This window comes from Micromonospora sp. NPDC049559 (assembly GCF_040676675.1).
GTDB lineage: Bacteria > Actinomycetota > Actinomycetes > Mycobacteriales > Micromonosporaceae > JBFAPK01.
The window spans coordinates 143071-163855 of the sequence record NZ_JBFAPK010000007.1 but is presented as its reverse complement, the minus strand read 5'-3'; the positions used below and the strand labels follow the sequence as shown (position 1 = coordinate 163855).

General features: G+C 73.1%; 18 protein-coding genes. 8 read left to right on the top strand and 10 right to left on the bottom strand.

All coding sequences use genetic code 11. The features are described from left to right. The first annotated feature begins 4 nt into the window (after nt 1-4). Together AB0J86_RS11730 and tilS are read left to right on the top strand one after the other, a co-directional pair. Nucleotides 5-1075, top strand: coding sequence for a zinc-dependent metalloprotease (locus AB0J86_RS11730; RefSeq protein ID WP_363856066.1), 1071 nt, complete (start codon nt 5-7; stop codon nt 1073-1075). An 8-nt stretch (nt 1076-1083) separates the two neighbouring features. After that, a complete protein-coding gene (tilS, locus tag AB0J86_RS11725; protein ID WP_363856064.1) occupies nt 1084-2070 on the top strand; it encodes a tRNA lysidine(34) synthetase TilS in 987 nt (328 codons plus the stop codon). A gap of 88 nt (nt 2071-2158) precedes the next feature. Here the strand turns inward: tilS and AB0J86_RS11720 are convergent, their stop codons facing one another. Continuing rightward, nucleotides 2159-3121: a helix-turn-helix domain-containing protein gene (locus tag AB0J86_RS11720; protein WP_363856063.1), complete on the bottom strand. Its 963-nt coding sequence runs from the start codon at nt 3119-3121 to the stop codon at nt 2159-2161. A gap of 146 nt (nt 3122-3267) precedes the next feature. Here AB0J86_RS11720 and AB0J86_RS11715 point away from each other — a divergent pair, with 146 nt between their 5' ends. The 4 genes from AB0J86_RS11715 to folE all read left to right on the top strand — a co-directional run bounded on the left by AB0J86_RS11715 (nt 3268) and on the right by folE (nt 7447). Continuing rightward, the gene (locus AB0J86_RS11715) at nt 3268-3405 is read left to right on the top strand and encodes a hypothetical protein (protein ID WP_363856061.1); all 138 of its coding nucleotides are present in this window, start codon (nt 3268-3270) and stop codon (nt 3403-3405) included. Between the two features lie 112 nt (nt 3406-3517). Beyond that, entirely contained in the window at nt 3518-4093 is a 576-nt protein-coding gene (gene hpt, locus AB0J86_RS11710; RefSeq protein WP_363856059.1) for a hypoxanthine phosphoribosyltransferase, read from the top strand. 637 nt (nt 4094-4730) lie between these two features. Beyond that, nucleotides 4731-6743 (top strand): ATP-dependent zinc metalloprotease FtsH, encoded by a 2013-nt coding sequence (ftsH, locus tag AB0J86_RS11705; RefSeq protein WP_363856057.1) that lies wholly within the window; start codon nt 4731-4733, stop codon nt 6741-6743. 29 nt (nt 6744-6772) lie between these two features. Further along, entirely contained in the window at nt 6773-7447 is a 675-nt protein-coding gene (folE, locus tag AB0J86_RS11700; protein WP_363856169.1) for a GTP cyclohydrolase I FolE, read from the top strand. A gap of 42 nt (nt 7448-7489) precedes the next feature. On the opposite strand, the gene AB0J86_RS11695 is transcribed toward folE, so the two are convergent. Both AB0J86_RS11695 and AB0J86_RS11690 read right to left on the bottom strand, forming a co-directional pair. Continuing rightward, nucleotides 7490-8389: a hypothetical protein gene (locus AB0J86_RS11695; protein WP_363856055.1), complete on the bottom strand. Its 900-nt coding sequence runs from the start codon at nt 8387-8389 to the stop codon at nt 7490-7492. Continuing rightward, the gene (locus tag AB0J86_RS11690; protein WP_363856053.1) at nt 8386-11160 is read right to left on the bottom strand and encodes an FtsK/SpoIIIE domain-containing protein; all 2775 of its coding nucleotides are present in this window, start codon (nt 11158-11160) and stop codon (nt 8386-8388) included. The genes AB0J86_RS11695 and AB0J86_RS11690 overlap by 4 nt, the downstream gene beginning before the upstream one ends. 223 nt (nt 11161-11383) lie before the next feature. Here AB0J86_RS11690 and AB0J86_RS11685 point away from each other — a divergent pair, with 223 nt between their 5' ends. After that, nucleotides 11384-11941 carry a hypothetical protein gene (locus AB0J86_RS11685; RefSeq protein ID WP_363856167.1) on the top strand — a complete coding sequence of 186 codons (558 nt, stop codon included), beginning with the start codon at nt 11384-11386 and terminating at the stop codon, nt 11939-11941. 38 nt (nt 11942-11979) lie between these two features. Here AB0J86_RS11685 and AB0J86_RS11680 read toward each other — a convergent pair whose 3' ends face one another. The 7 genes from AB0J86_RS11680 to AB0J86_RS11650 form a co-directional block, all read right to left on the bottom strand. Then, nucleotides 11980-12585, bottom strand: coding sequence for a hypothetical protein (locus tag AB0J86_RS11680; protein WP_363856051.1), 606 nt, complete (start codon nt 12583-12585; stop codon nt 11980-11982). Nucleotides 12586-12601: 16 nt separating this feature from the next. After that, nucleotides 12602-13666, bottom strand: a complete 1065-nt coding sequence (locus tag AB0J86_RS11675) for a peptidoglycan DD-metalloendopeptidase family protein (RefSeq protein WP_363856165.1) — start codon at nt 13664-13666, stop codon at nt 12602-12604. A gap of 89 nt (nt 13667-13755) precedes the next feature. Further along, the gene (locus AB0J86_RS11670; RefSeq protein WP_363856049.1) at nt 13756-14313 is read right to left on the bottom strand and encodes a hypothetical protein; all 558 of its coding nucleotides are present in this window, start codon (nt 14311-14313) and stop codon (nt 13756-13758) included. Continuing rightward, entirely contained in the window at nt 14310-16238 is a 1929-nt protein-coding gene (locus AB0J86_RS11665; RefSeq protein ID WP_363856047.1) for an MFS transporter, read from the bottom strand. The genes AB0J86_RS11670 and AB0J86_RS11665 overlap by 4 nt, the downstream gene beginning before the upstream one ends. Nucleotide 16239: 1 nt before the next feature. Further along, nucleotides 16240-19695: an ATP-binding protein gene (locus AB0J86_RS11660; RefSeq protein WP_363856045.1), complete on the bottom strand. Its 3456-nt coding sequence runs from the start codon at nt 19693-19695 to the stop codon at nt 16240-16242. Between the two features lie 85 nt (nt 19696-19780). Next, nucleotides 19781-20143 carry a hypothetical protein gene (locus AB0J86_RS11655; protein WP_363856043.1) on the bottom strand — a complete coding sequence of 121 codons (363 nt, stop codon included), beginning with the start codon at nt 20141-20143 and terminating at the stop codon, nt 19781-19783. 15 nt (nt 20144-20158) lie between these two features. Next, nucleotides 20159-20473 (bottom strand): hypothetical protein, encoded by a 315-nt coding sequence (locus tag AB0J86_RS11650; RefSeq protein WP_363856041.1) that lies wholly within the window; start codon nt 20471-20473, stop codon nt 20159-20161. 104 nt (nt 20474-20577) lie between these two features. Between AB0J86_RS11650 and AB0J86_RS11645 the strand changes: the two genes are divergently transcribed. Then, nucleotides 20578-20785: hypothetical protein (locus tag AB0J86_RS11645; RefSeq protein ID WP_363856039.1), on the top strand; the 208-nt coding region annotated here is incomplete at its 3' end.

Genomic DNA, 20785 nt, shown 5'->3' with positions numbered 1-20785 from the left:
GTGCATGGCGCAGTTCGTGGATTGGGATCTCGCCGCCGCCACCGCTGGCGCGCTGGGCAAGTCGGGGCCGCGGGTCTCCTACGACGAGGCCACCGACGTGGTGGCGGATCTCCGCCGGCGCACCGAGGAGGCGGCGGGCCACGTGGCCGCGTACACCGGGCTGCGCTCGCAGGTGGCGCACCCGCCGGTGCGGATCGTCGACCGGCGGGACTGGGCGGCGACCAACATCGCCGGGCTGCGCGAGGTGGTCACGCCGCTCGTCGCCCGCCTCTCCGGCGACCGCCAGCCGGGGGCCGTCACCGAGGCCATCGGGTCGCGGCTGACCGGCGTCCAGGCCGGTACGGTCCTCGCCTACCTCTCCGGCCGGGTGCTCGGCCAGTACGAGGTCTTCTCCGGTGATCCCGGGCAGCTGCTGCTGGTGGCGCCGAACATCGTCGAGGTCGAGCGGAAACTGGAGGCGGACCCGGGCGACTTCCGGCTCTGGGTCTGCCTGCACGAGGTCACCCACCGGACCCAGTTCACCGCGGTGCCGTGGATGCGCGGGCACTTCCTCGGCGAGGTGCAGGCGTTCGTGGACGCCTCGCAGAGCGGCGGCGACAACCTGCTCGACCGGCTCCGCCGCGGCGTCGCCACGATCTCGGACCTGATCCGCGACCCGGAGAGCCGGACCAGCGTCCTCGACATCGTGCAGACGCCGGCGCAGCGGGCGGTCCTCGACCGGCTGACCGCGCTGATGACGCTGCTGGAGGGGCACGCCGAGTTCGTGATGGACGGCGTCGGCCCCGAGGTGATCCCGAGCGTCGACCAGATCCGGCTCAAGTTCAACCGGCGCCGCGAGGCGGGCAATCCGGTGGAGAAGGCCGTCCGGCGCCTGCTCGGCATCGACGTGAAGATGCGCCAGTACGCCGAGGGCCGCAAGTTCGTCCACGCGGTGGTCGAGCGGGTCGGGATGGACGGCTTCAACAAGGTCTTCGACTCCCCGCTGACCCTGCCGCGCCTGTCCGAGCTGACCGATCCGGACGCCTGGGTACGCCGCGTGCACGGCCCCGCCGGTCCGCTGCTCGCCGCCGGCTGAGCCGCCCCGTGGCCGCCCTCCCGCCGCCCGTCGCCGCGCTCCGCGTCGCGGTCCGGCGGGCGTTGACCGGCGTACGCGGCGCCGGACCCGTACTGGTGGCCTGCTCGGGCGGGGCCGACTCGCTCGCACTGGCCGCCGCCACCGCGTTCGTGGCGCCCCGGCTGGGCCGCCCCGCCGGGCTGGTCACCGTGGACCACGGGTTGCAGCCCGGCTCGGCCGGCCGGGCCGAGTTGGTGGCCCGCTGGGCGCGGGATACGGGGTTCGCGCCGGTCGAGGTGACGACGGTGGCGGTCGCCGGCCGGCCGGGAGGTCCCGAGGCCGCCGCCCGCGACGCGCGGTACCGGGCGCTGGTCGAGGCGGCCCGGCGGCACGGCGCCGCGGCGGTGCTGCTCGGGCACACCCGGGACGACCAGGCCGAGACGGTGCTGCTGGCGCTGGCCCGGGGCGCCGGCCCGCGCGGGCTGGCCGCCATGCCGGCCGAGCGGGTACTGGACGGGGTCCCGCTGCTCCGGCCCCTGCTCGACGTGGGGCGCGACGAGACGCGCAAGGCGTGCGCGGCGCTCGGGCTGACGCCCTGGGAAGATCCGCACAACGCCGATCCGGCGTACGCGCGGGCGCGGGTACGCGCGGAGGCGCTGCCGGCGCTGGTCGAGGCGCTCGGACCCGGGGTGGTGGCCGGGCTGGCCCGTACCGCCGGACTCGTCGCCGCCGACAACGCGGCCCTCGACGCGCTCGCCGGTACCGCGCTCGCCAGCGCCCGTACCGAAGGCGGGCTGGCCGTGCCGGCGCTGGCCGGGCTGCTGCCCGCGGTGCGTACCCGGGTGCTGCACGCCTGGGCGCGGGAGCTGGGCGCCCCGCCGGCCGCGCTCTCCCAGCGGCACGTGACGGCGCTGGACGAACTGGTCACCGGCTGGCGCGGGCAGGGCGCCGTGCACCTGCCGGGAGCGATCCGGGTGGTCCGTCGCGGCGCCCGGCTGACCGCCGTCGCCGGCTGAGGCGGGCGACCGCGCTCGCCGCCCGGGCCGGGCGGCCGTGTCCGTCCCCCGAGGCCGGTGGCCGTACCCGCCCGGGCCCGGCGACCGGTCAGACCGGGGCGACGGTGCGGAACGTGGCGCGGTAGGCCTGCGGCGTGGCGCCGAGCCGGCGGGCGAAGTGATGGCGCATGGTCGCCGCCTCGCCGAAGCCGGCGCGGGCGGCCACCGCCTCGATCCCCAGCTCCGTCTCCTCCAGCAGCCGCCGGGCCAGCAGCACCCGCTGGTTGGTGATCCAGTCGTGCGGCGTCGCCCCGGTCTCGGCCCGGAACCGGCGGGCGAAGGTGCGGGGTGCCATGTGGGCGCGGGCGGCGAGGTCGTCCACGGTGACCGCCTCGTCGAGGTGCTCGATCAGCCAGCGCAGCACCGGTTCGAGCGTGGGCGCGTCGGGGGTGCGGGGGATCGGCGCCTCGATGTACTGGGCCTGCCCGCCGTCGCGCTGCGGTGGGACCACCATCCGCCGGGCGAGCTTGGTGGCCAGCGCCGAGCCGTGCGCCTGCCGGACCAGGTGCAGGCAGGCGTCGATGCCGGCGGCGGTGCCGGCGCTGGTGAGCAGGTTGCCGTCCTGGACGTAGAGGGAGCTGCACCGCACCCGGGCCAGCGGGTACTGCTGGGCCAGCGCGTCGACGTGCCGCCAGTGGGTGGTGCACTCCCGGCCGTCGAGCAGCCCGGCCTGGCCGAGCAGGAAGGCGCCGGAGCAGACGCTGAAGACGTACGCCCCGCGGGCGTCGGCCCGGCGCAGGGCGTCGAGCACCGGTTCGGGCGCGACCACCTCGGGGCAGGAGTGCGCCGGTACGGCGACCAGGTCGGCCTCGTCGATCGCGCCCAGGTCGCCGTGCGGGGTCAGGAGGAAGCCGGAGGTGGTCCGGACCGGCCGGCCGTCGGCGGTGCAGACGTCGAAGCGGTACTCGGGGAAACCGTCGGCGGTCCGGTCGGTGCCGAAGACCTCACAGAGCACCCCGAGTTCGAACGGGGCGACGCGGTCCAGGGCGATCACGGCCACCTTGCGCAGCATGGCCGAAGCCTAGCGGCAGTTTGGCAGGAAATCGAGGTGCGATGGCATCTCTGCCACTGTCTGCGCCCCGCCGCGTCGGCGCACACTGTCCGTGACGTCCGGTGCGCACCGGCGGTTACCACCAGAGACACACGGAAGGTGCCGCCATGGAACTCCTCGTACTCCTGTTCTTCCTGCTCCTCCTCGCCGTCGCCGGCATGGCCGGGCTGACCTCGGACAGCCGCGACTCCGCCGACTGGAAGCCCACCGAGGACGGCCGCCGCTGGCGCTCCACGGCCTGCTGACCGCCCGGTATGGGGCCCGTTCGCCCTGGTCGCCGGGGTCTCGGCCCGGTGCGGACATCACAAACCCCCGCCCCGGCGGCGCGGCCCCACGGCGGTACGGCAGGCTAGGGCCATGGCTGACGGCTCCTGGTACGACGCCGACATCGATCATGTGATCATTTCCGAGGAACAGATCCGGGAAAAGACCGCGGAACTGGCCAAACAGGTCGCGGCGGACTACGCCTCGGTCGAGAACGGGTTGCTGCTGGTCTGCGTGCTCAAGGGCGCCGTGATGTTCATGGCGGACTTCGCCCGGGCGCTGGGACGGCACGGGCCGCCGGCCGAGCTGGAGTTCATGGCCGTCTCCTCGTACGGCCAGGGCACCACCTCCTCCGGCGTGGTCCGGATCCTCAAGGACCTGGACCGCGACATCGCCGGGCGGCACGTGGTGGTGGTCGAGGACATCGTCGACTCCGGCCTGACCCTCTCCTGGCTGCTGCGCTACCTGGAGTCGCGCTCGGCCGCGAGCGTCGAGGTGGTCGCCCTGTTCCGCAAGCCGGACGCGATCAAGGTGTCGGTACCGGTGAAGTACGTGGGCTTCGACATCCCGACCGAGTTCGTCGTCGGCTACGGCCTCGACTTCGACGAGCGGTACCGCGAGCTGCCCTTCGTCGGGGTGCTCAAGCCCGAGGTCTACGCCCGCGGCTGAACGGCCGCCGCGGCGCCGCTCCGGCCGGAGGCCGCCGAGCGCGCCGGACCGCGTGTCGCGCCCGGCGCGGCGGCGGGCCCGGTGCTCGGGTTCGACAGGCCCGGTGCTCGGGTTCGACGGGCCCGCCGCTCGGGTTCGACGGGCCGGCGGAATTACGCTCAGAGCTGAGCGGGCATCGGTCCCCGAAAATATCGAGCGGACGTACAGCGCGCTTTCAGGAAACCCGGCTACGGTATCCGGTGGTGGCGCGGATGCAGCTCCGCGCCGGATGTTCTGCCCCATTTGACCGTATGGAGTTGGGCGTCAGGCGCGGATCCGCCGTCACGCCGGCACGACGAACGGACGGCTGAGCCCTCCGGAGGGCCGCGCGGGTCAACTCCACGCGCCCACCGAAGCCGCCGGTCCGGCCGTGGCTGCGGGGCTGGCCAGCCCGGGCGCCGTCGCGTATCCCGCGCGTCGCCCCGGAGGGCTCGCTCCTCGCATTCACGGTGTACCGTCGAATGACCGCGGCGCACGTCAGCGCCCGGGGTCGAGGCCGGCCCGCCAGGCGGCCCCGGCCGCCGCTCCGGCGGCGACAACATCAGACGGTCAGGACGTCGATCAGGAGGGTCCGGGCGCTAAGGCGCTCGACAACAGCATGGAACGTACGCGTTTCTTCCGCCGCCCGGTGGTCTGGATCATCCTGGTGATCATCGGTGCGATTGGCCTCAGCTCGTTCTTCAACAGCGGCCCGAGCTACCACCAGGTCGACACCAGTGTCGTGCTCGACCAGCTCAACCAGGGCGGCATCAAGAAGGCGGTCTTCCAGGACAAGGAGCAGACGCTCCAGCTCGACCTGGCCAACCGGGCCAAGTTCGGCGACACCACCACCGACAAGATCCAGGCCAAGTTCCCGTACGAGGTGGGCAACGAGGTCTGGAACCAGGTGACCGCCGCCAAGGCGGCCAACCGCATCACCGGGCCGATCAATACCGAGGTCAACTCGGACAATGTTTTCCTGAGTCTGCTGCTCAACCTGCTGCCGATCGCCGTACTGGTCGTCCTGCTGCTGCTCTTCATGTCGCAGATGCAGGGCGGCGGCTCGCGGGTGCTCAACTTCGGCAAGTCCAAGGCGAAGGTGATCACCAAGGACACGCCGAAGACCACCTTCGCGGACGTCGCCGGCGCGGACGAGGCCGTCGAGGAACTGCACGAGATCAAGGACTTCCTGCAGAACCCGGCGAAGTACCAGGCGCTCGGCGCGAAGATCCCCAAGGGTGTGCTCCTCTTCGGCCCGCCCGGTACCGGTAAGACCCTGCTCGCCCGCGCGGTCGCCGGCGAGGCCGGCGTGCCGTTCTACTCGATCTCCGGCTCCGACTTCGTCGAGATGTTCGTCGGCGTCGGCGCCAGCCGGGTACGCGACCTCTTCGAGCAGGCCAAGTCGAACGCCCCGGCGATCGTCTTCGTCGACGAGATCGACGCGGTCGGTCGGCACCGCGGCGCCGGTATGGGCGGCGGGCACGACGAGCGCGAGCAGACGCTCAACCAGCTCCTCGTCGAGATGGACGGCTTCGACACCAAGGGCGGCGTGATCCTCATCGCCGCCACCAACCGGCCGGACATCCTCGACCCGGCGCTGCTCCGCCCCGGCCGCTTCGACCGGCAGATCGCGGTCGACACGCCGGACATGGAGGGCCGCAAGGCGATCCTGCGGGTGCATGCCAAGGGCAAGCCGTTCTCGCCCGACGTCGACCTCGACGCGGTGGCGCGGCGTACCCCCGGCTTCACCGGTGCCGACCTGGCCAACGTGATCAACGAGTCCGCGCTGCTGACCGCCCGGAGCGACAAGCGGGCGATCTCCAACGAGGCGCTGGAGGAGTCGATCGACCGGGTGATCGCCGGCCCGCAGCGCCGCACTCGGGTGATGAGCGACGCCGAGAAGAAGATCACCGCGTACCACGAGGGTGGTCACGCGCTGGTCGCCTGGGCGCTGCCCCACTCCGCCCCGGTGCACAAGGTGACGATCCTGTCCCGCGGTCGCTCGCTCGGACACACGCTGGTGCTGCCGACCGAGGACAAGTACACCCAGACCCGCGCGGAGATGATCGACACGCTGGCGTACGCGCTCGGCGGTCGCGCCGCCGAGGAACTGGTCTTCCACGAGCCGACCACCGGTGCCGGCAACGACATCGAGAAGGCCACCTCGCTGGCGCGGGCGATGATCACCCAGTACGGCATGAGCTCCAAGCTCGGTGCGATCAAGTACGGCACCACCGGCGACGAGCCGTTCCTCGGCCGCAACATGGGCCACGAGCGGGACTACTCCGACGCCGTCGCCGCCGAGATCGACGCCGAGATGCGCGCGCTGATCGAGCTGGCCCACGACGAGGCCTGGGAGATCCTGGTCGAGTACCGCGACGTGCTCGACAACATCGTGCTCGAACTGATGGAGAAGGAAACCATCTCCACGGCCGACATGGCCCGGATCTGCGCCCGGGTGGTGAAGCGCCCGCCGATGGCCCCGTACAACGGGTTCGGCAAGCGCCAGCCCTCGACCGAGCCCCCGGTGCTCACGCCGGCCGAGAAGGAGAAGCTCAAGGCGCAGGCCGTGGCCGACGGGCAGGCCGCCATCGGCGGCGGTGCGTCGCCCAACTCGGACGGTGGCCACTGAACACCGGACGGGCCGAGACCTCCGCTGAGCTGAACGGCTGGGAGGGCTCGGCGACGGAGCCGGACGGCGAGGACTCGCTCGACTACCTCGCCGCCCGGCTGATCAACGGCAAGCTCAACGGCCGGCCGGTGGAGGACGTCGTCGACCTCGGCCGGATCGAGCGGGCCGTACGCGAGATCCTCATCGCGGTCGGGGAGAACCCCGACCGCGATGGTCTGCGCAAGACCCCCGCCCGGGTCGCCCGCGCGTACGCCGAGCTCTTCGCCGGCCTGCGCGTCGACCCGGGCGAGGTGCTCGCCACCACCTTCGAGGCGAACCACCAGGAGCTGATCGTCGTCCGGGACATCGACGTGATGAGCCTCTGCGAGCACCACCTGCTGCCGTTCCGAGGCGTGGCGCACATCGGCTACATCCCCGGCGAGTCCGGCCGGATCACCGGCCTCTCCAAGCTGGCCCGCCTCGTCGAGGTCTACGCCCGACGCCCGCAGGTGCAGGAGCGCCTCACCACGCAGATCGCCGACCTGCTCATGTCGAAGCTCGAGCCGCGCGGCGTCGTGGCGGTGCTGGAGTGCGAACACATGTGCATGGCGATGCGGGGCATCCAGAAGGCCGGATCCAAGACCATCACCTCGGCCGTACGCGGGCTGTTCCAGCGGGACGCGAAGTCGCGGGCCGAGGCGATGTCGCTGATCATCCGCTCGTAGGCCCGCGACCGGCGACCGTGCCGACGCGCGGGCCGGCGGACCTCAGCTCGTCGCCAGCCGCACCAGTCCGGCCGCGGCGCAGATCAGCAGGGCCGGCAGCAGACAGACCAGCGCGCCCAGCAGCGGGGTGCGCGAGGTTCCGCCGCCCGGAGCCGCCTCGGAGACGAGACCGAGGGTGACCCAGGCACCCAGGAAGGCGGCGACCGGTAGCAGCAGCCCCGCCAGCAGCGCCAGCACCGGTAACGCCCCGCCGGCCACCACGTAGAAGACCAGCTGCCCGACGACGGCCAGCGCCGCGAACGACCCGTACGCCAGCAGGTTGCGCAGCCACGGCGACCACCCGGCCAGCCAGTCCAGCGGACCGGTGGTGCCGCCCGTGACCCGGGCGTCCGCGAGTTCCAGGGCGCCCCGGGCCTGGCGCAGCGCCGCCAGTACCGCCCGAGGCCCGGCCGCCATCGCCCGGGCCGCCACCGTCACCTCCGGCGGCGAGGGCGTCAGCTCCAGCTCGGTCACGCCCAGCCCACGCAGCCGCGACCGTTGCGGCACCAGCCGCGCCCGTACCTCGGCGAGCTCCTCGTGCGCGGTCTGCACCGACTCCGCCTGCTCGCCCGCCGCGGCCGCCGCGGCACGGCGTACCGCGTCCAGCTGGCGCGCCGCGGCCACGTACTCCTGCCAGGCGTCGCTGTCGCGCCCGCTCGCCGCGCCGCCGGTCCCGTCCGCCGTGCGGCGCGCGGCGGCGTCGTTCGCCTCCGGGTCACGGGGCTTCGCCCGCGCTCCCTGACGCACGGCAGCGTCGCGCGGCCGTGCTCGCTCGCCGGCGTCGTTCGAGGTGCGGGGCGAGTGGACCGCGCGCTCCTCGGCTCCGGACCTCTCGGCTCCGGGCGCGCCCGGACCGGCGGGCTCCGCCGGTCGCGGCGTGGGCGTCTTGATCTGGTCGGTCACGGTGCCTCCAGCGCTTCGGGCGGGTCGCCGGGGCGGACGAACGGGATGAAGAGCGTGGTACGGCCGGTCGCACCGTCGTAGAGCAGTGCCCGGTGCGGTCGGGGACGCCACTCGACGGGGTGACCCAGCAGGGCGACGACGCCCGGGTCGGGCCGGTCGAGCAGGACCAGGCTGCCGCCGTAGCCGCCCGCGGAACCCGGGGACGCCGACCCATCCCGAGCGTGACCGGCGTCCTGAGTGTGTGCCGCGCCCTGCGTACCCCTGTCAGCCGTGGCGCCGCCCAGCGCGCGGGCGAACCGGTCCGGCCGTCGCCACCACGAGAGCAGGTGCGCGCCGCGCCCGGGACCCTCGGTCAGCAGGGTCCGCAGCCGGTCGGCCGGCACCGTCTCCGGGTCCAGGCCGTCCAGGCCGAAGACCACCAGGTATCCGGGCTGGTCCGGGTCTCCGGCCGCCCCAGGGTCGAGCGCCCGGGCCAGGCCGGCCGCGTCGACGGTCTCGACCGGGTGCCGCTCCGCGAGCTCGGCGGCGAGGCGCGGCACCGTACGGTCCGGGTCGGGGGCGAGGGACGCGAGGACGAAACGGGCCGAGCCGGGCGGGTGACCCGCCGCGAGGCTGCGCGCGGCCGAGCCGAGCAGGTCGGCGCCGGCCGGGTCCGGCCCGACGACCGCGAGCTGGTGCTCCGGAGCCGGGTCGAACGACACGCCGACCGTGGCGCCGGGTACGTCGACGGCCCGCCCCAGCAGCGCTCTCGGCGTTTCCGCCGCGCCCGACGACGTACTCGCCGTGCCTCGGTCGGCGCGCGCCCCGCCGCGGGGGGCCGGTGCGGGCGCCGGCGGTGGCTCGGTAGCGGCCAGCGCGGCCCGGTACGCCGGATCGTCGTCCAGCCGGGGACGGGCGTACCCGGCGAAGACCGGCGGCGGTACGGCGTCCGGCGCGCGTCGCTCCCACAACCGCTGCCGCAGCGCGGCGAGCACGGCCGGCTCGTGCTGCGGGGCGGGGAAGCGCACGGTGCGCTCGTGACCGCGGGTGGCCCCGCGCGGCCCGCCCAGCCCACCCGCGGTGTTCACCACGGCCGTGCCCAGGGGCAGCCCGGCCGCCGCGTCGTTGCTCGGTTCGAGCGCGTCGCTGCCGCCGGGCAGCGCCACCCGCACCGGGAACTGACCGAGGATCCCGTCCACCCCGCCCGCCCGTGCCTGGAGCCCGGGCGCGGTACGGGTGGCGAGGATCAGGTGGACGCCGTACGAGCGGCCGGTGCGGGCCAGCGACTCCAGCAGGGCCAGCCCCTCGTCGGCGGCCGGTGCATCGCCCGCGAGCAGCAGCGGGAACTCGTCTAACAGGCAGACGACCCGGGGCGGGCGCCGACCGGCGGGCAGCTCGGAGAAGCGGGTCACGCCGGCCTCCGCGCAGTCGCGGGCCCGCCGCTCGACCTCGGCGGTCAGCTCGCGGAGCACGGCCAGGCCGTACTCGGGGTCGGCCTCCATGCCGGCGGCGCGCACGTGCGGCAACCAGGACGGGTCACGCCCGGTCGGTACGAACTCGGCGTACGTCGCCCCGGGCGAGAAGTCCACCAGGTACAGGGCCAGTTCCTCCGGCGAGTAGCGACCGCAGAGCCCGTAGAGGACGTTAACCAGGAACGAACTCCGGCCCGAGCCCGGGCGTCCGCGCACGATCCAGTGCGGGGTGAGATCGTCGAAGCCGAGGCTGACCACCCGGCCACCGTCGCTGCCGACGGTCGTACGCAGCCCCGCCGTCGACTCCTCCGACCAGAGCTGCTCCGTCTCGTCCGGCAGGAGGTCGCCCAGGCCGAGGCAGGAACCCGCGTCGAACCGGGCGGCGAGCTTCTGGCAGACCCGCTCGACGAGGCGGGCCGGCGGATCCTCGTCGAGGAAGACGGGTGAGTTCAGCCCGGTACCGGGCAGGTGCGGCACGGGGGTGGCGAACGACGTCCCGGGCGGGTCGCCGACCAGGGCGTACGGGTTGCGCAGGGCGATCATCGTGGTACGGGGCAGCGGCGGCTGGGTCGTCTCCGCGGTCAACGGCGGCGGCGGCCAACCGGCGACCACGAGGTGCAGCCCCGCCTCCGGACCGTGCTCGGCCAGGGCGCCGATCCGGGTCAGGTCGACCGCCTCGGTCAACTCCGGCAGGGAGGCGATCACCAGCAGCAGCGTGCGGTCCCGCCGGTAGTGCCGCGCCGTGGTCGGCCGCGCCGGACGTATCCACTGCTCGGCCTCGGCCAGCACGGCCCGCAGCCCGGTCCGGTCGGTGGCCGGCGGCGGCATCAGCCCCGCGTCGGCCAGCGGCGCGAACGGCGCGAACACCTCGCCGGGAGCGGCCGCGTCCACGCCCCGTACCAGCAGTGCGCCCGGCGGCGCGGCCGCGAGCAGGCGCAGCAGCAACGACCGGAGCAGGCCGGCGACCCGCGGATCGCGGGCATCCGCGTCCACGGTGAGGTGTCCGGTGCCGAGCAACGGAACCACCGCCGGGAAGCGGGCGTCGTCGAGCGGCTGCGCGATACCGATCCGGACGTACCCGGGCAGGTGCGGACCGCCAAGCGGCGCGTCCTCGGACTGCGCGTCCAGCGGCGCGCCCAGCCAGCCCGGTACCAGTTCCTCGGCGGCGGCCCGGAGCCGTTCCGCGAGCGAGTGCTGCGCCCGCTGGTCGGCCGGGGCCGGACGGGTCGCGTCCAGTACCGTCGACGCGGCGGTGACGGTGGCGACCACCCGTCGGTGCAGCGCCGCGGCCTGGCTCGTCCGCGCCTTCAAGCTGGCCAACCCGTCCACCTTCCCCTCGCGGCCGGTACCCGGGTATCTGAAGTCTGACGGTATCCCAGGGGGCCGTCATTCCCGTGGAGGTACCGCCGTCCTCGTGGCGCCCTTCGACGCCGGCCAGCACTGATCGCATACCGTCACCGACTGGTCCCGCGCAGTCGATGATCCGGCTCTTCCGGGCATTGGGTAAGTCGGCGCCAGCCGATAGCCTCGGGGGGTGGAATCAGTGCACCCCCCAGCCGGTTCCCAGGTGTCCCGTGTTCCGACGCAGCGGACACCGCCAGGCCAGGCCGGGTCGCAGCCGGTCACACCGCCGCCGGCGCCCCGCCGGCGCAGGCTCCGGCTGGTGCTGGCGATCGTCGGCGGCGCGCTCGCCGCGCTCTGCCTGGGTGGTGCCACCATCGGCTACGTCCTCTACGACCGCGCCACGGCGCCCGACCGCAGCGCCCCGGACGTGGTCGTGGACAACTACCTGCGCGCGTTCCTCGTGGACCGGGACGACACGCTCGCCGGTCAGTACACCTGCGCCAGCGGTATCGAGCTCGGCCCCCTGAGCGACCTGCGCTCGGACCTGGCCGCCCGCGAGAAACGGTTCAACACCACGTTCCAGGTCAGCTGGGGTGCGTTGCGGGTGGACAAGCACGGCAAAAACGCTGACGTCGCGGTCGAGCTGGTGATCTCGACCGTGGTAGGCAGCCTTGCGCAGACCGAGCGGCAGCCGTGGCAGTTCACCACCCGTCAGGACGACGGTTGGGGCGTCTGCACGGCACGTCGCGCGACCTGATCCCGCTCGGCCGATCCGGCCGGGTCTATCCGTGGGTGCTATTCGATCCAGAGCAGGTGCACGGGTACCTCCTGCGTCTTCGGGGCCTGCCCGTTCCAGGCCCAGCGGTACCACTCCATCTCGCTGGTGACGCGTACGCAGATGTCACCGTCGAGACTCGTGTGCACCTCGGTGACCGCCCGCAGATCCCGGCGCTCGATTCCGTCGACGACCTGCACGACGCGCCGGCCGGAGACGGCGTCGGCGTCGACGACGGGGACCGGGGCCCGGTGCGCCGGCACGTCCAGGGTGACCAGCCGCGAGACGACGTCGGCCCGCGCCACGGCGTCGGGATTGCGCTCGCCCAACGTCTCGACCCAGACCCGATCGGCCGGTACCAGCGGCGCGAACACCTCGGTCTGCTCCGCCTCCGCGCGGTACCACTCGTGTTCCGGGATGACCGGCACATAGGTCCGGCTGCCCTGCACCACCCGGTCGTCGGCGCGCAGGTCGGCGCGCCAACCGAGGCCGGGCAGTCCCACTAGGACGCGCTGGCCCCGCAGTTCGACTGAGCCGGTGGCCGGCGCGAGCCTGATCGCACGAGGCGGTAGGGGAGCCCAGTCCGGCTCACCGGCGAAGGGGTCGGGTAGCGGCTCGCGACTCATCGCGCGGTTCGCCACCTCACTCCCGGCGCCCCAGTGGCGCGCCGCGCTCTCGCATGAAGGGCACGGGGTTGATCGCTCCGCGGCTGCTCCGGTCGCCGTTCAGGTGCACCTCGAAGTGCAGGTGCGGGCCGGACGAGTTGCCGCTCGACCCCACGATACCGATGACCTCCCCGGCCTGCACCAGGTCTCCCTTGTGCACCTTCGGCTGCTGGATCATGTGGCAGTAGCGGGTGATGATGTTGCCGGCGTGCAGGATGTCGACGAACCAGCCGCAGCCGCCCTTGCCGGGCCAGCCGTCGCTGTCGCAGCTGAGCCGCCCAGCGTTGTCCGGGTCGCAGCGCGAGACGAGGACCCGGCCGGCCGCGGCGGCGTGGATCGGGGTGCGCTTGGCCGCGCCGATGTCGACGCCGTTGTGCTTCGGCCGGTCGGCGGTGCGGAATCCCGAGCCGGGGGAACCCGGGATGGGGGCACCCCAGCCAGACGCCGCGATCTCGCTGCCCTCCGCGCACCGCGGATTGCCGGCGTCCATGGCCGAGCGGGCGGCGCCGTTGGCGAGCAGGTTGACGATCTCCGTGGCGATCGGCTCGTGCTTGGCGTACGCGTCCGGGAACGCGCTGACCTGGACCTTCTGCGCGGCGTCGGTGAGCGGCAGCCGCTGCCAGTTCTTGACCTTCAGCAGCTTCTCGTAGAACTTGCGGGCCGCGTAGGCCGGGTCGCGGACCTGTGCCGCCGTGCCCCAGCCCTGGCTCGGCCGCTGCTGGAACAGCCCGATCGAGTCGTGGTCGTTCCGCGCGCCGAGGTTGGGCAGGTTGGACAGCCCGGACTCCTGCATCGCGGTGGCAACCGCGATCACCCATCCGCGTGGCGGCACGGACATCTGCGCGCCGACGTTGATGATGATGGCGGCGTTGCGCATCTTCGACTTGTCGTACGCCCCGATCCGCGGCATCGAGCCGTCCGCCTTGACCGGTCCACCCTGACCGCAGTCCGACGAGGCCAGGCTGTAAACCGGATCCTCGTCGCCGCCCAGGCTGGTGAGCATGAACGCGCCGGCGCCACCGGTGCAGCAGAGCAGGGCCATGGCGGCGGTCAGCGCGAGCGCCAACGGGACCAGGCGTCGCCGTCGCCGGGCCGACCTGCCGAGGTTGCCGAGTGCCCCCACCGGAGATGTCACGTCCGCTCCCAATCCACGCCGTCCACCAACCACCGACCGTCCGGTGCCACCAGGCGTAAGCGGAGCCGGCCCGTGTCCACCGGAATCGTCACTTCCACGAGGCTCTCGGTCTGCGGGACGACGGTCGGCTCACCGGTCAGCCGGTCGGCCGGTACGGCCACCGGGTCGACGCCGGTGAGCTTCTCCGCGAGTGTCGGGGTCGAGTACGGCAGCAAGGCGGCGTGCCACTGCTCGGGCGAGACGTCGCGGTGGATGAGCCAGGCGTCGGCGAAGGCGCGTCCCACCTCCTCGGGCTTGGGACTGCCCGGCCGGGTGCTCGGGGACGGCACCGACTCGTCGTTGAGGACCCCGTCGTCGCCGGCGGAGGGGTCGACGGTGGTGATGGGCCGGCTGGGCTCGCGGGGCAGGCCGAGCCCGCCGTCGGACGGGCCGGCGACGAGCCGGGCGGCCCCGATGATGCCGAAGATGACCGCCGCGAGCAGCACCGCGATGCCGAGCCGGGAGCGCAGCAGGCGGGTGGTGAGGAATTCGATGGCCCGTCGCATCGGGGTCACCGAGCCTCGGAGCGTACCCGGGGCGGCGCCGGCCTGGTGGCCGGCCGCTCGGCCGAGTCGGGCCGGTAGATGGCGAAGGAAGGTGCCTCTTCCGGTACGTCCGGTTCGGTCCACTCAGACGGTCGGTTCCGGCGGGGGCGCGGCGGACTGGAACGCCGCTCGGGCGCCGGGCTCTCCGATCCGCCCCCGGTTTCGGCCCGGACCGTTTCCCGTTCCCGCTCGCCGGAGCGGGTGGCCGCGCCGTGGGCGGGGTCCTCCAACCGGGCCTCGGGACGCAGGTTGCTCTGCTCGACGACCACCTGGCGTCGGCGCCCGAACCGGGGCTCGGCGGTGCCGCCCGGCTCCACCACGTCGAGGCGGGCGGCCTCACGCATGTCCCGGAAGAAGCGGCGGTGCCACGAGCCGGCCGAGGTGATGGCCTCGCTGCTGTCCTTGCCGCCCAGTTGGGTGATGCGCCGGTACGGCCGCAGCAGCAGCCAGCCGACCACGCCGCAGAGCCAGACCAGTACCACCTGAAGCCAGCCGGCCAGTGTTGGGGTGCTCATGATCAAATCGACGGCGAAGAGATAGATGGCCGCGCCGGTACCGAAGATCGCGATGTTGAAGACGGCCGCGATCACGGCGTTGGCCAGCCGGCGCAGACCGGAGCTGGCCGGACGGAGCAGGCCGACCGTGCCGAGGATCGGTGCCGCGATGACGGCCCAGCGGAAGATCATGAAGCCGAGCAGCACCAGCAGCGAGGCGGTGAGGTCGAACATGGCGAAGAGGACCGAGGCCAGGATCGCGATGAAGCCGGCCCCGACCCGCTCCATGTCGCGGCTGCCCTGGAGGTACTCGTACGCCTCCGGGTCCTCGGTTTCGATCTGGCCCGCGACCGTCATCCACTGGGCCTGCTTCTGCCGGACGGTTGCGTCGCGGGTGCCCGGGTTCGCCCGCAGCTTCTCCTGCTCCTCCCAGGAGAACGCCTTCGCGTCGTAGAGCGCCCGGCCGTACTTCTTGGCGGTCTCGCTGTCGGCCGAGCCGAGCACGCCGCGCAGCCAGTTCCGGTAGAGCATCGTCTCGGTCGCCGTGTCGCTGGCCCGTACGGCTGGCGGGCGGGTGTCGACGCAGGACTTCGGGTCGGGCAGCGCGCACTGGTCCGCGGGAATCGACTTGTCGGCCGGCCCCACCGCGTCGTGCACCACACCGAGGGTGGTGACCAGGGTGCCGTCGGCGAGGTTGGCCGACTTCACCGGCCACGCCGCGAGCGCGGTCACCGCGACCATTACGAACAGGGCCCAGCCGGCCGTGGTCATGGCGTTGCTCATGTCCGACTGCCGGGAGCGCCAGAGCAGATAGAGCCCGACCACGCAGAGCGTGATAATGCCGAAGACGCTGAAGACCTTCTGGTACACGGCCTTGGTCGCCTGATCGACCAGCGGGTCGGCCCAGCCCCACATCGACTGCGGGTCCCAGGCGCGCTCGCGCAGGGCGTTCGAGGCGCCGATCACCGCGGTGGCGACCATGAACTCGCCGTTGGCCATGGTGGTGGTGAAACGGTAGTCGGCGTGTACCAGCGTCGAGGCACAGCCGCCGTCATAGATGCTGTAGCTGTAGCCGGCGTAGCCGTAGATGCTGTAGATGCCCTTCGGGCCGGGATCCTTCGCCGACTCGGGGCGGCTGGCGAACCAACCGGCCAGGCCCGAGTCCGGGGCACTGGGGACCGGAGGCTTGCGGCATTCGATCTCCGATTGGCCGACCTGCTGCAGCTTGCCGACGCAGGCGCGGAAGTCGGCCTGCCACTGCTCGGTCGTGCAGAGACCCGGAGCCGGCGCGGGCTCCGCCGAGGCGGGTGTCGCACCGAAGAAGGGCCAGAGCACCGTCGCGGCCGCGAGCAGCCCGATGGCGAGGGTCAGTGCGGTGAGCCTGGCTCCCGCTCGCGCCATGTCACGCCTCCAGGTCCGCGACGCTGCTCGGCAGGTTGGATTGCGCCCCGGCTGTCATGGCCGGCGTGGTGTCGAGATGTTCGAGCAGGCCCTCGACGTACGAGACGTCCACCCGTACCTTCTGCACCCGGCCGTCGACGTCGCGCATGACGAACTCGCGGAAGCCGAGCCGGGCCGCGGACGACGCGTCCACGCTGGACAGTGAGGCGAGCGTCGCCTCGTAGCCGTCGTTGACGGGGACCCGGAGCAGGCGGAGCGCCTCGGAGGCGATCTCGCTGTCCTCGGCGATCCGGCCGACGAAGACGGTGGAGACGAGGTTCTGCACGTCCAGGCCGAGGATGTCCCGCGGGTTCTGCGACGCGACCAGGGCCGAGAGGTTCCACTTGCGGGAGTCGCGGGCGAGCCGGACCAGGAACGAGCGGCCGGAGCGCCAGCCCTCCATGAAGTGCGCCTCGTCCAGGCCGACCAGCTTCCGCGCGCTCATCGAGCCGCCGTAACAGCGACGTACCGCGAGCCGGTGCGCGGTGTGCAGCATCGGCAGCGCGAGCGCCTCCTCGGCCGACCAGTACTCGCGCTCGATCTTCAAATCGGGCAGCCGGAGGCCGGCCATGGTGATCACGGTCAGCGCGGCGTCGGCGCCGAGCAGCCCCTGCGGCGGGCGGCCGAAGAAGAGCAGCGCGAGCGGCATCTCGGCGGTGTCGAGGAGCAGGTTGGCCAGTTCCCGGCCGGCGTCGTCGTCGAGCCCGCTGAGGCAGGCCACCACGTCGTCGAGGGTCGAGGTCTCCTCGGCCGGCACCTGCCGTACGGCGTGGCGCAGCAGGGTCGCCGTGGACGCCTCTCGGGCGACCTGCGGCGGGACCAGCATCATGCAGATGTCCTGCACCAGCATCCGGCGTTCGGCGCGGGCGTTGGAGACGGCGATCTCGTACTCCCGGTCGCCGGCCGCCCCGGCGGAAAATTCGCTGCGCAGCGGGGTGGGGATCAGCGAGTACGGCGCGAGCGTGCCCTGTTCCGAGCCGGTCAGGTTGAGCACCCGCGAGTACGGCCGCAGCTCGGGCATGGCGCAGAGCCGGGCCAGCGGACCCGACGGGTCGAGCAGGGTCACCTGTACGCCACGCCGGGCGGCCAGGTAGCCCAGCGCGCCGAGCAGGGTGGACTTGCCGCCGCCGGGCTCGGCCACGAAGACGGCCAGACCGGAGCGCTCCCGTACCTCCATCGGGAAGTGCAGGTCGAGGAAGACCGGCCGACGGCAGGTCCCGGCGGTACGGCCGATCAGGTCACCGCGCCGGTCGCCGACGGTGGAGGCGGCCTGCGGCAGCGCGGCGGCCAGCAGGTTCACCGGCATCCGGCGGACGTAGCCGGTGTTGGCGATGGGTTCGCCCGGGATGAACTCGCGGGCCAGCCAGTCCTGGTTCTTCGGGTGCTGCAGCGAAATACGCAGCTCCCGGGAGTAGAGCTGGATGAGCCGCCGGGCCCGTTCCAGGCACTCTTCCCGGCTGCGTCCGCCGACCGCGATGCGGTGCCAGCCGTGCGCGCGGGCCGAGTCGACCGGCAGCCCGGTGGTCATCTCGTCGCCGATGACCAGGGCCCGCTTGGCGAGCCGCTCGAGCTCCGGCGGGGCGTCGATGCCATGCTCGGCGTAGTCGAGCTGCTGGGAGCGGATCATCCGGAGCCGGTGTTCGAGGTTCCGGAACGAGTCGCCGGAGCCGAGGATGTCGACCCGGGTGGAGAGCTCCATCGGCCAGGGCAGGCGCTCGTGGAAGTGCAGCCACGGCTCGTGCCGCTCGGGGATCTCCAGCGGCTCCATCCGGCCGACGGCCAGCACCGCGACGTGCCGCTCCTCGCCGGTCATCCGGTTCACCAGCTTGACCGTGGAGCCGTACGGGGTGCGGTAGCGCTCGATCTGCTCGGTGAGCGCGAGCAGGTCACCGCGGTCCCACCGACCGCCGGTGATCGGCGAGAGCGTGCCGGGCGGGGCCATGCAGAGCGCGACCGACCGGTAGAGCAGCCACTCCAGCTCCTGCGGGGTCACTCGCCGTCCCCGCATGCCGAAGGCGCCGAGCACCTCGTCGAACTGCTCGACCGTACGGCCCAACTTGCGCCGTTCCCCCTCGGCGACGCCGCGGCCGAAGGCGCGCAGCACCCGTTCGCTGAGCGAGTTGCCGAGCGACCGGCGGGCGAAGGTGACCCCGAGGTAGGTCTGCCCCTCGGCGTGGTTGACCGAGAGCAGGTGCCGTTGCGCGGCCACGAGATGGTCCGACCAACTGGTCGCCCCGGGCACGGTGGCGAGCGGGTTCGGGGTGTGCGCGTCGACGGTACGGGCCCACTCGTCGGCCGGGAACGGCCGGGTCGTCCGCCGCAGGTGCAGCCGGAACCCGGCGAGGCCCGCGTACTGCTCGGCGATGGCGGCGAGCAGCGCCTCGCGCTCGGCGTCGGGCCGGAACGCCCACCGGACCTCGGGCAGCCAGTACCAGGCGGTGACGGTGTTCGGGGTGAAGGTCAGGTGTCCGGCGATCTCCGTGATGGCGAGTTCGATCGCGGGATCGCGGTCACGGAACCGGATCTTCGGCGGGCGGACCGGCTTGGCCGCCGGCTCCCGACCGGATCGCTTGGCGCGCTCCGGCGGCCGGCCGGGGTCTCGCCGGGCCGTACGCCGGTCCGTGTCCTCCGCGGGCAGGTGCGCCGGTCGGGCCGGTTCCACGGCCGGGGTCGCCGCGCCGGCTGGCCGGTCCAGCGGGGCTGGGGCACCCCCGGGCGCCGTCGACGGCTGCGCCGGAAGCGACTCGCCGACCGGACGGGTCGCCGGCAGCGGACCCGGCTGCTCGGGGATCCGGTGCCGGCTGGGCCGGGGCCGCGGCGTGCTCCGCTGAGCGGGGCTCGCCATGGGGCGGGGGGAGGGGAGCGCGATGGCCGCCGTCGGGTCGGCCAGGGTCTCGTCCTCCGGCCACTCGGTCGGGGGCGTCCGCTCGGTACGCCCGTTGGGGCGCGCCGGTACGGGCTCCACCGGCCGGGACGGCGCCTCGACCACGACGGCCGGGGCGGGCTGCTCCACGGGCTCCTCGCCCCAGCCGGGGCGGCGCGGCGCCGGCGGCTCGGCCGGTCCGACCGCGCGGGGCGGGCGGGGATGGGCGGCCGGCCGGGGGCCGCCACCGGCGAAGAGGTCGAGGAACGGCGAGTCGATGTCGGGGTGCTCGGCGGTGCCGGACGGCTGCGCCGATGTCGGGGACGGCTGCACGCCGTTACCGCTGGTGGGCGCGGGACGGTTCCGGGCCGGCGGGTGTGGCGCGCGGAAGACCGCCACCCCGCCGTGTCCCGGGCTGGTCACGAGCGCGCCGTCACGTACGACCTCGTCCTCGCCGGCCGGCTCGCCGTAGTTGTTTGATTGCCTAGAGTAGTCATCGTGGTTGCCGGACCGGCCGGCCGGGTGAGAGGAACCCGGCGGAGTGGGGCGGGTCATGCCATCGCCTCGCTCGGGCCGGCGATGGCTGTGCTGGGGTGCGACGCGTACATATCCCGCCTCGATTGGCTCCACGCGGATTGGATCATGCCAGCTCCTCCCGGACCCGGATACGCGTCGCGATCAGCCGGGGGTCGCGCTGTTCCGTCGCCGGTTCGCTGGTCCGCCGCCAGTCGGTGAGGGCGGTCCGGATCACCATGCGGGCCGGTCGATCGGGATCGACGTAGCGGAACACGAACGACGTCGTGACGATCGCGAGGGCGATCTCCCAGGCTGGAAAGAGCTCGACCTTGAACGTGAACAGCCAGTGGATGAACACGTAGAGCGGCACCAGCAGCATGAACAACCCGTACTGGGCGTACGGCAGGTGGATGGGCAGCGTGTACCCGGGCGGGCCGAGGTAGACCAGGCGGGCCCGGTAGATGTCGTCGTCGGTGCGCAGCCGCATCTCGTGCCCAGGCGCCTATTCGAAGATCAGGTTGATCAGGTAGTCGCCGACGAAGAAGAGCGTGGCGGCGCCGGCGATGAAGGCCAGGCCCACGATGGCGATGGCCGAGCTGGTCAGCACCTTGGAGATCTCACCCCGGCTGGCCCGGCCGATGAAGATCACTCCGAGTACGGCGAGCAGGATGGGCGCAATCTTGCTGGCGAAGAAGGTGACGACGCCGTTGGTGTCGATGCCCTTGGGGGCCGGCTCGGCGAGCGGCACCAAGGCGAGCGCGTGGAGGGCGTGGGTCGCACCCGACCACACCGCTTCCACGGACTCCGTCGCGATCATCGAAAAACCTCCCCGAGCCACGGCAGGCGGAGCCGCGGCAGCGTACTTGTCAAGCCCTGGCGCGAATGCCGGGTTGTCGATAGTCGTGGTAGACCGGCTGCTTCGTGCCCGTCACGGCAGGTGACGCGTTATGGGCGTTTTTCCCCGCTTTGGCCCTTCCCCTCAAGCTTCGCCATCCGATCCTGCGCAATTCCAAAGCGTACGGCCCGCTCCTGTTTGGAACAAGCCGCGAAGAGCATGCCCGTCGGGTACTGGAAGCCCGTTCCGACGTCCGTACCAATCCCCTGCTCAGTGCTGCTGCGCTCGCGTCGC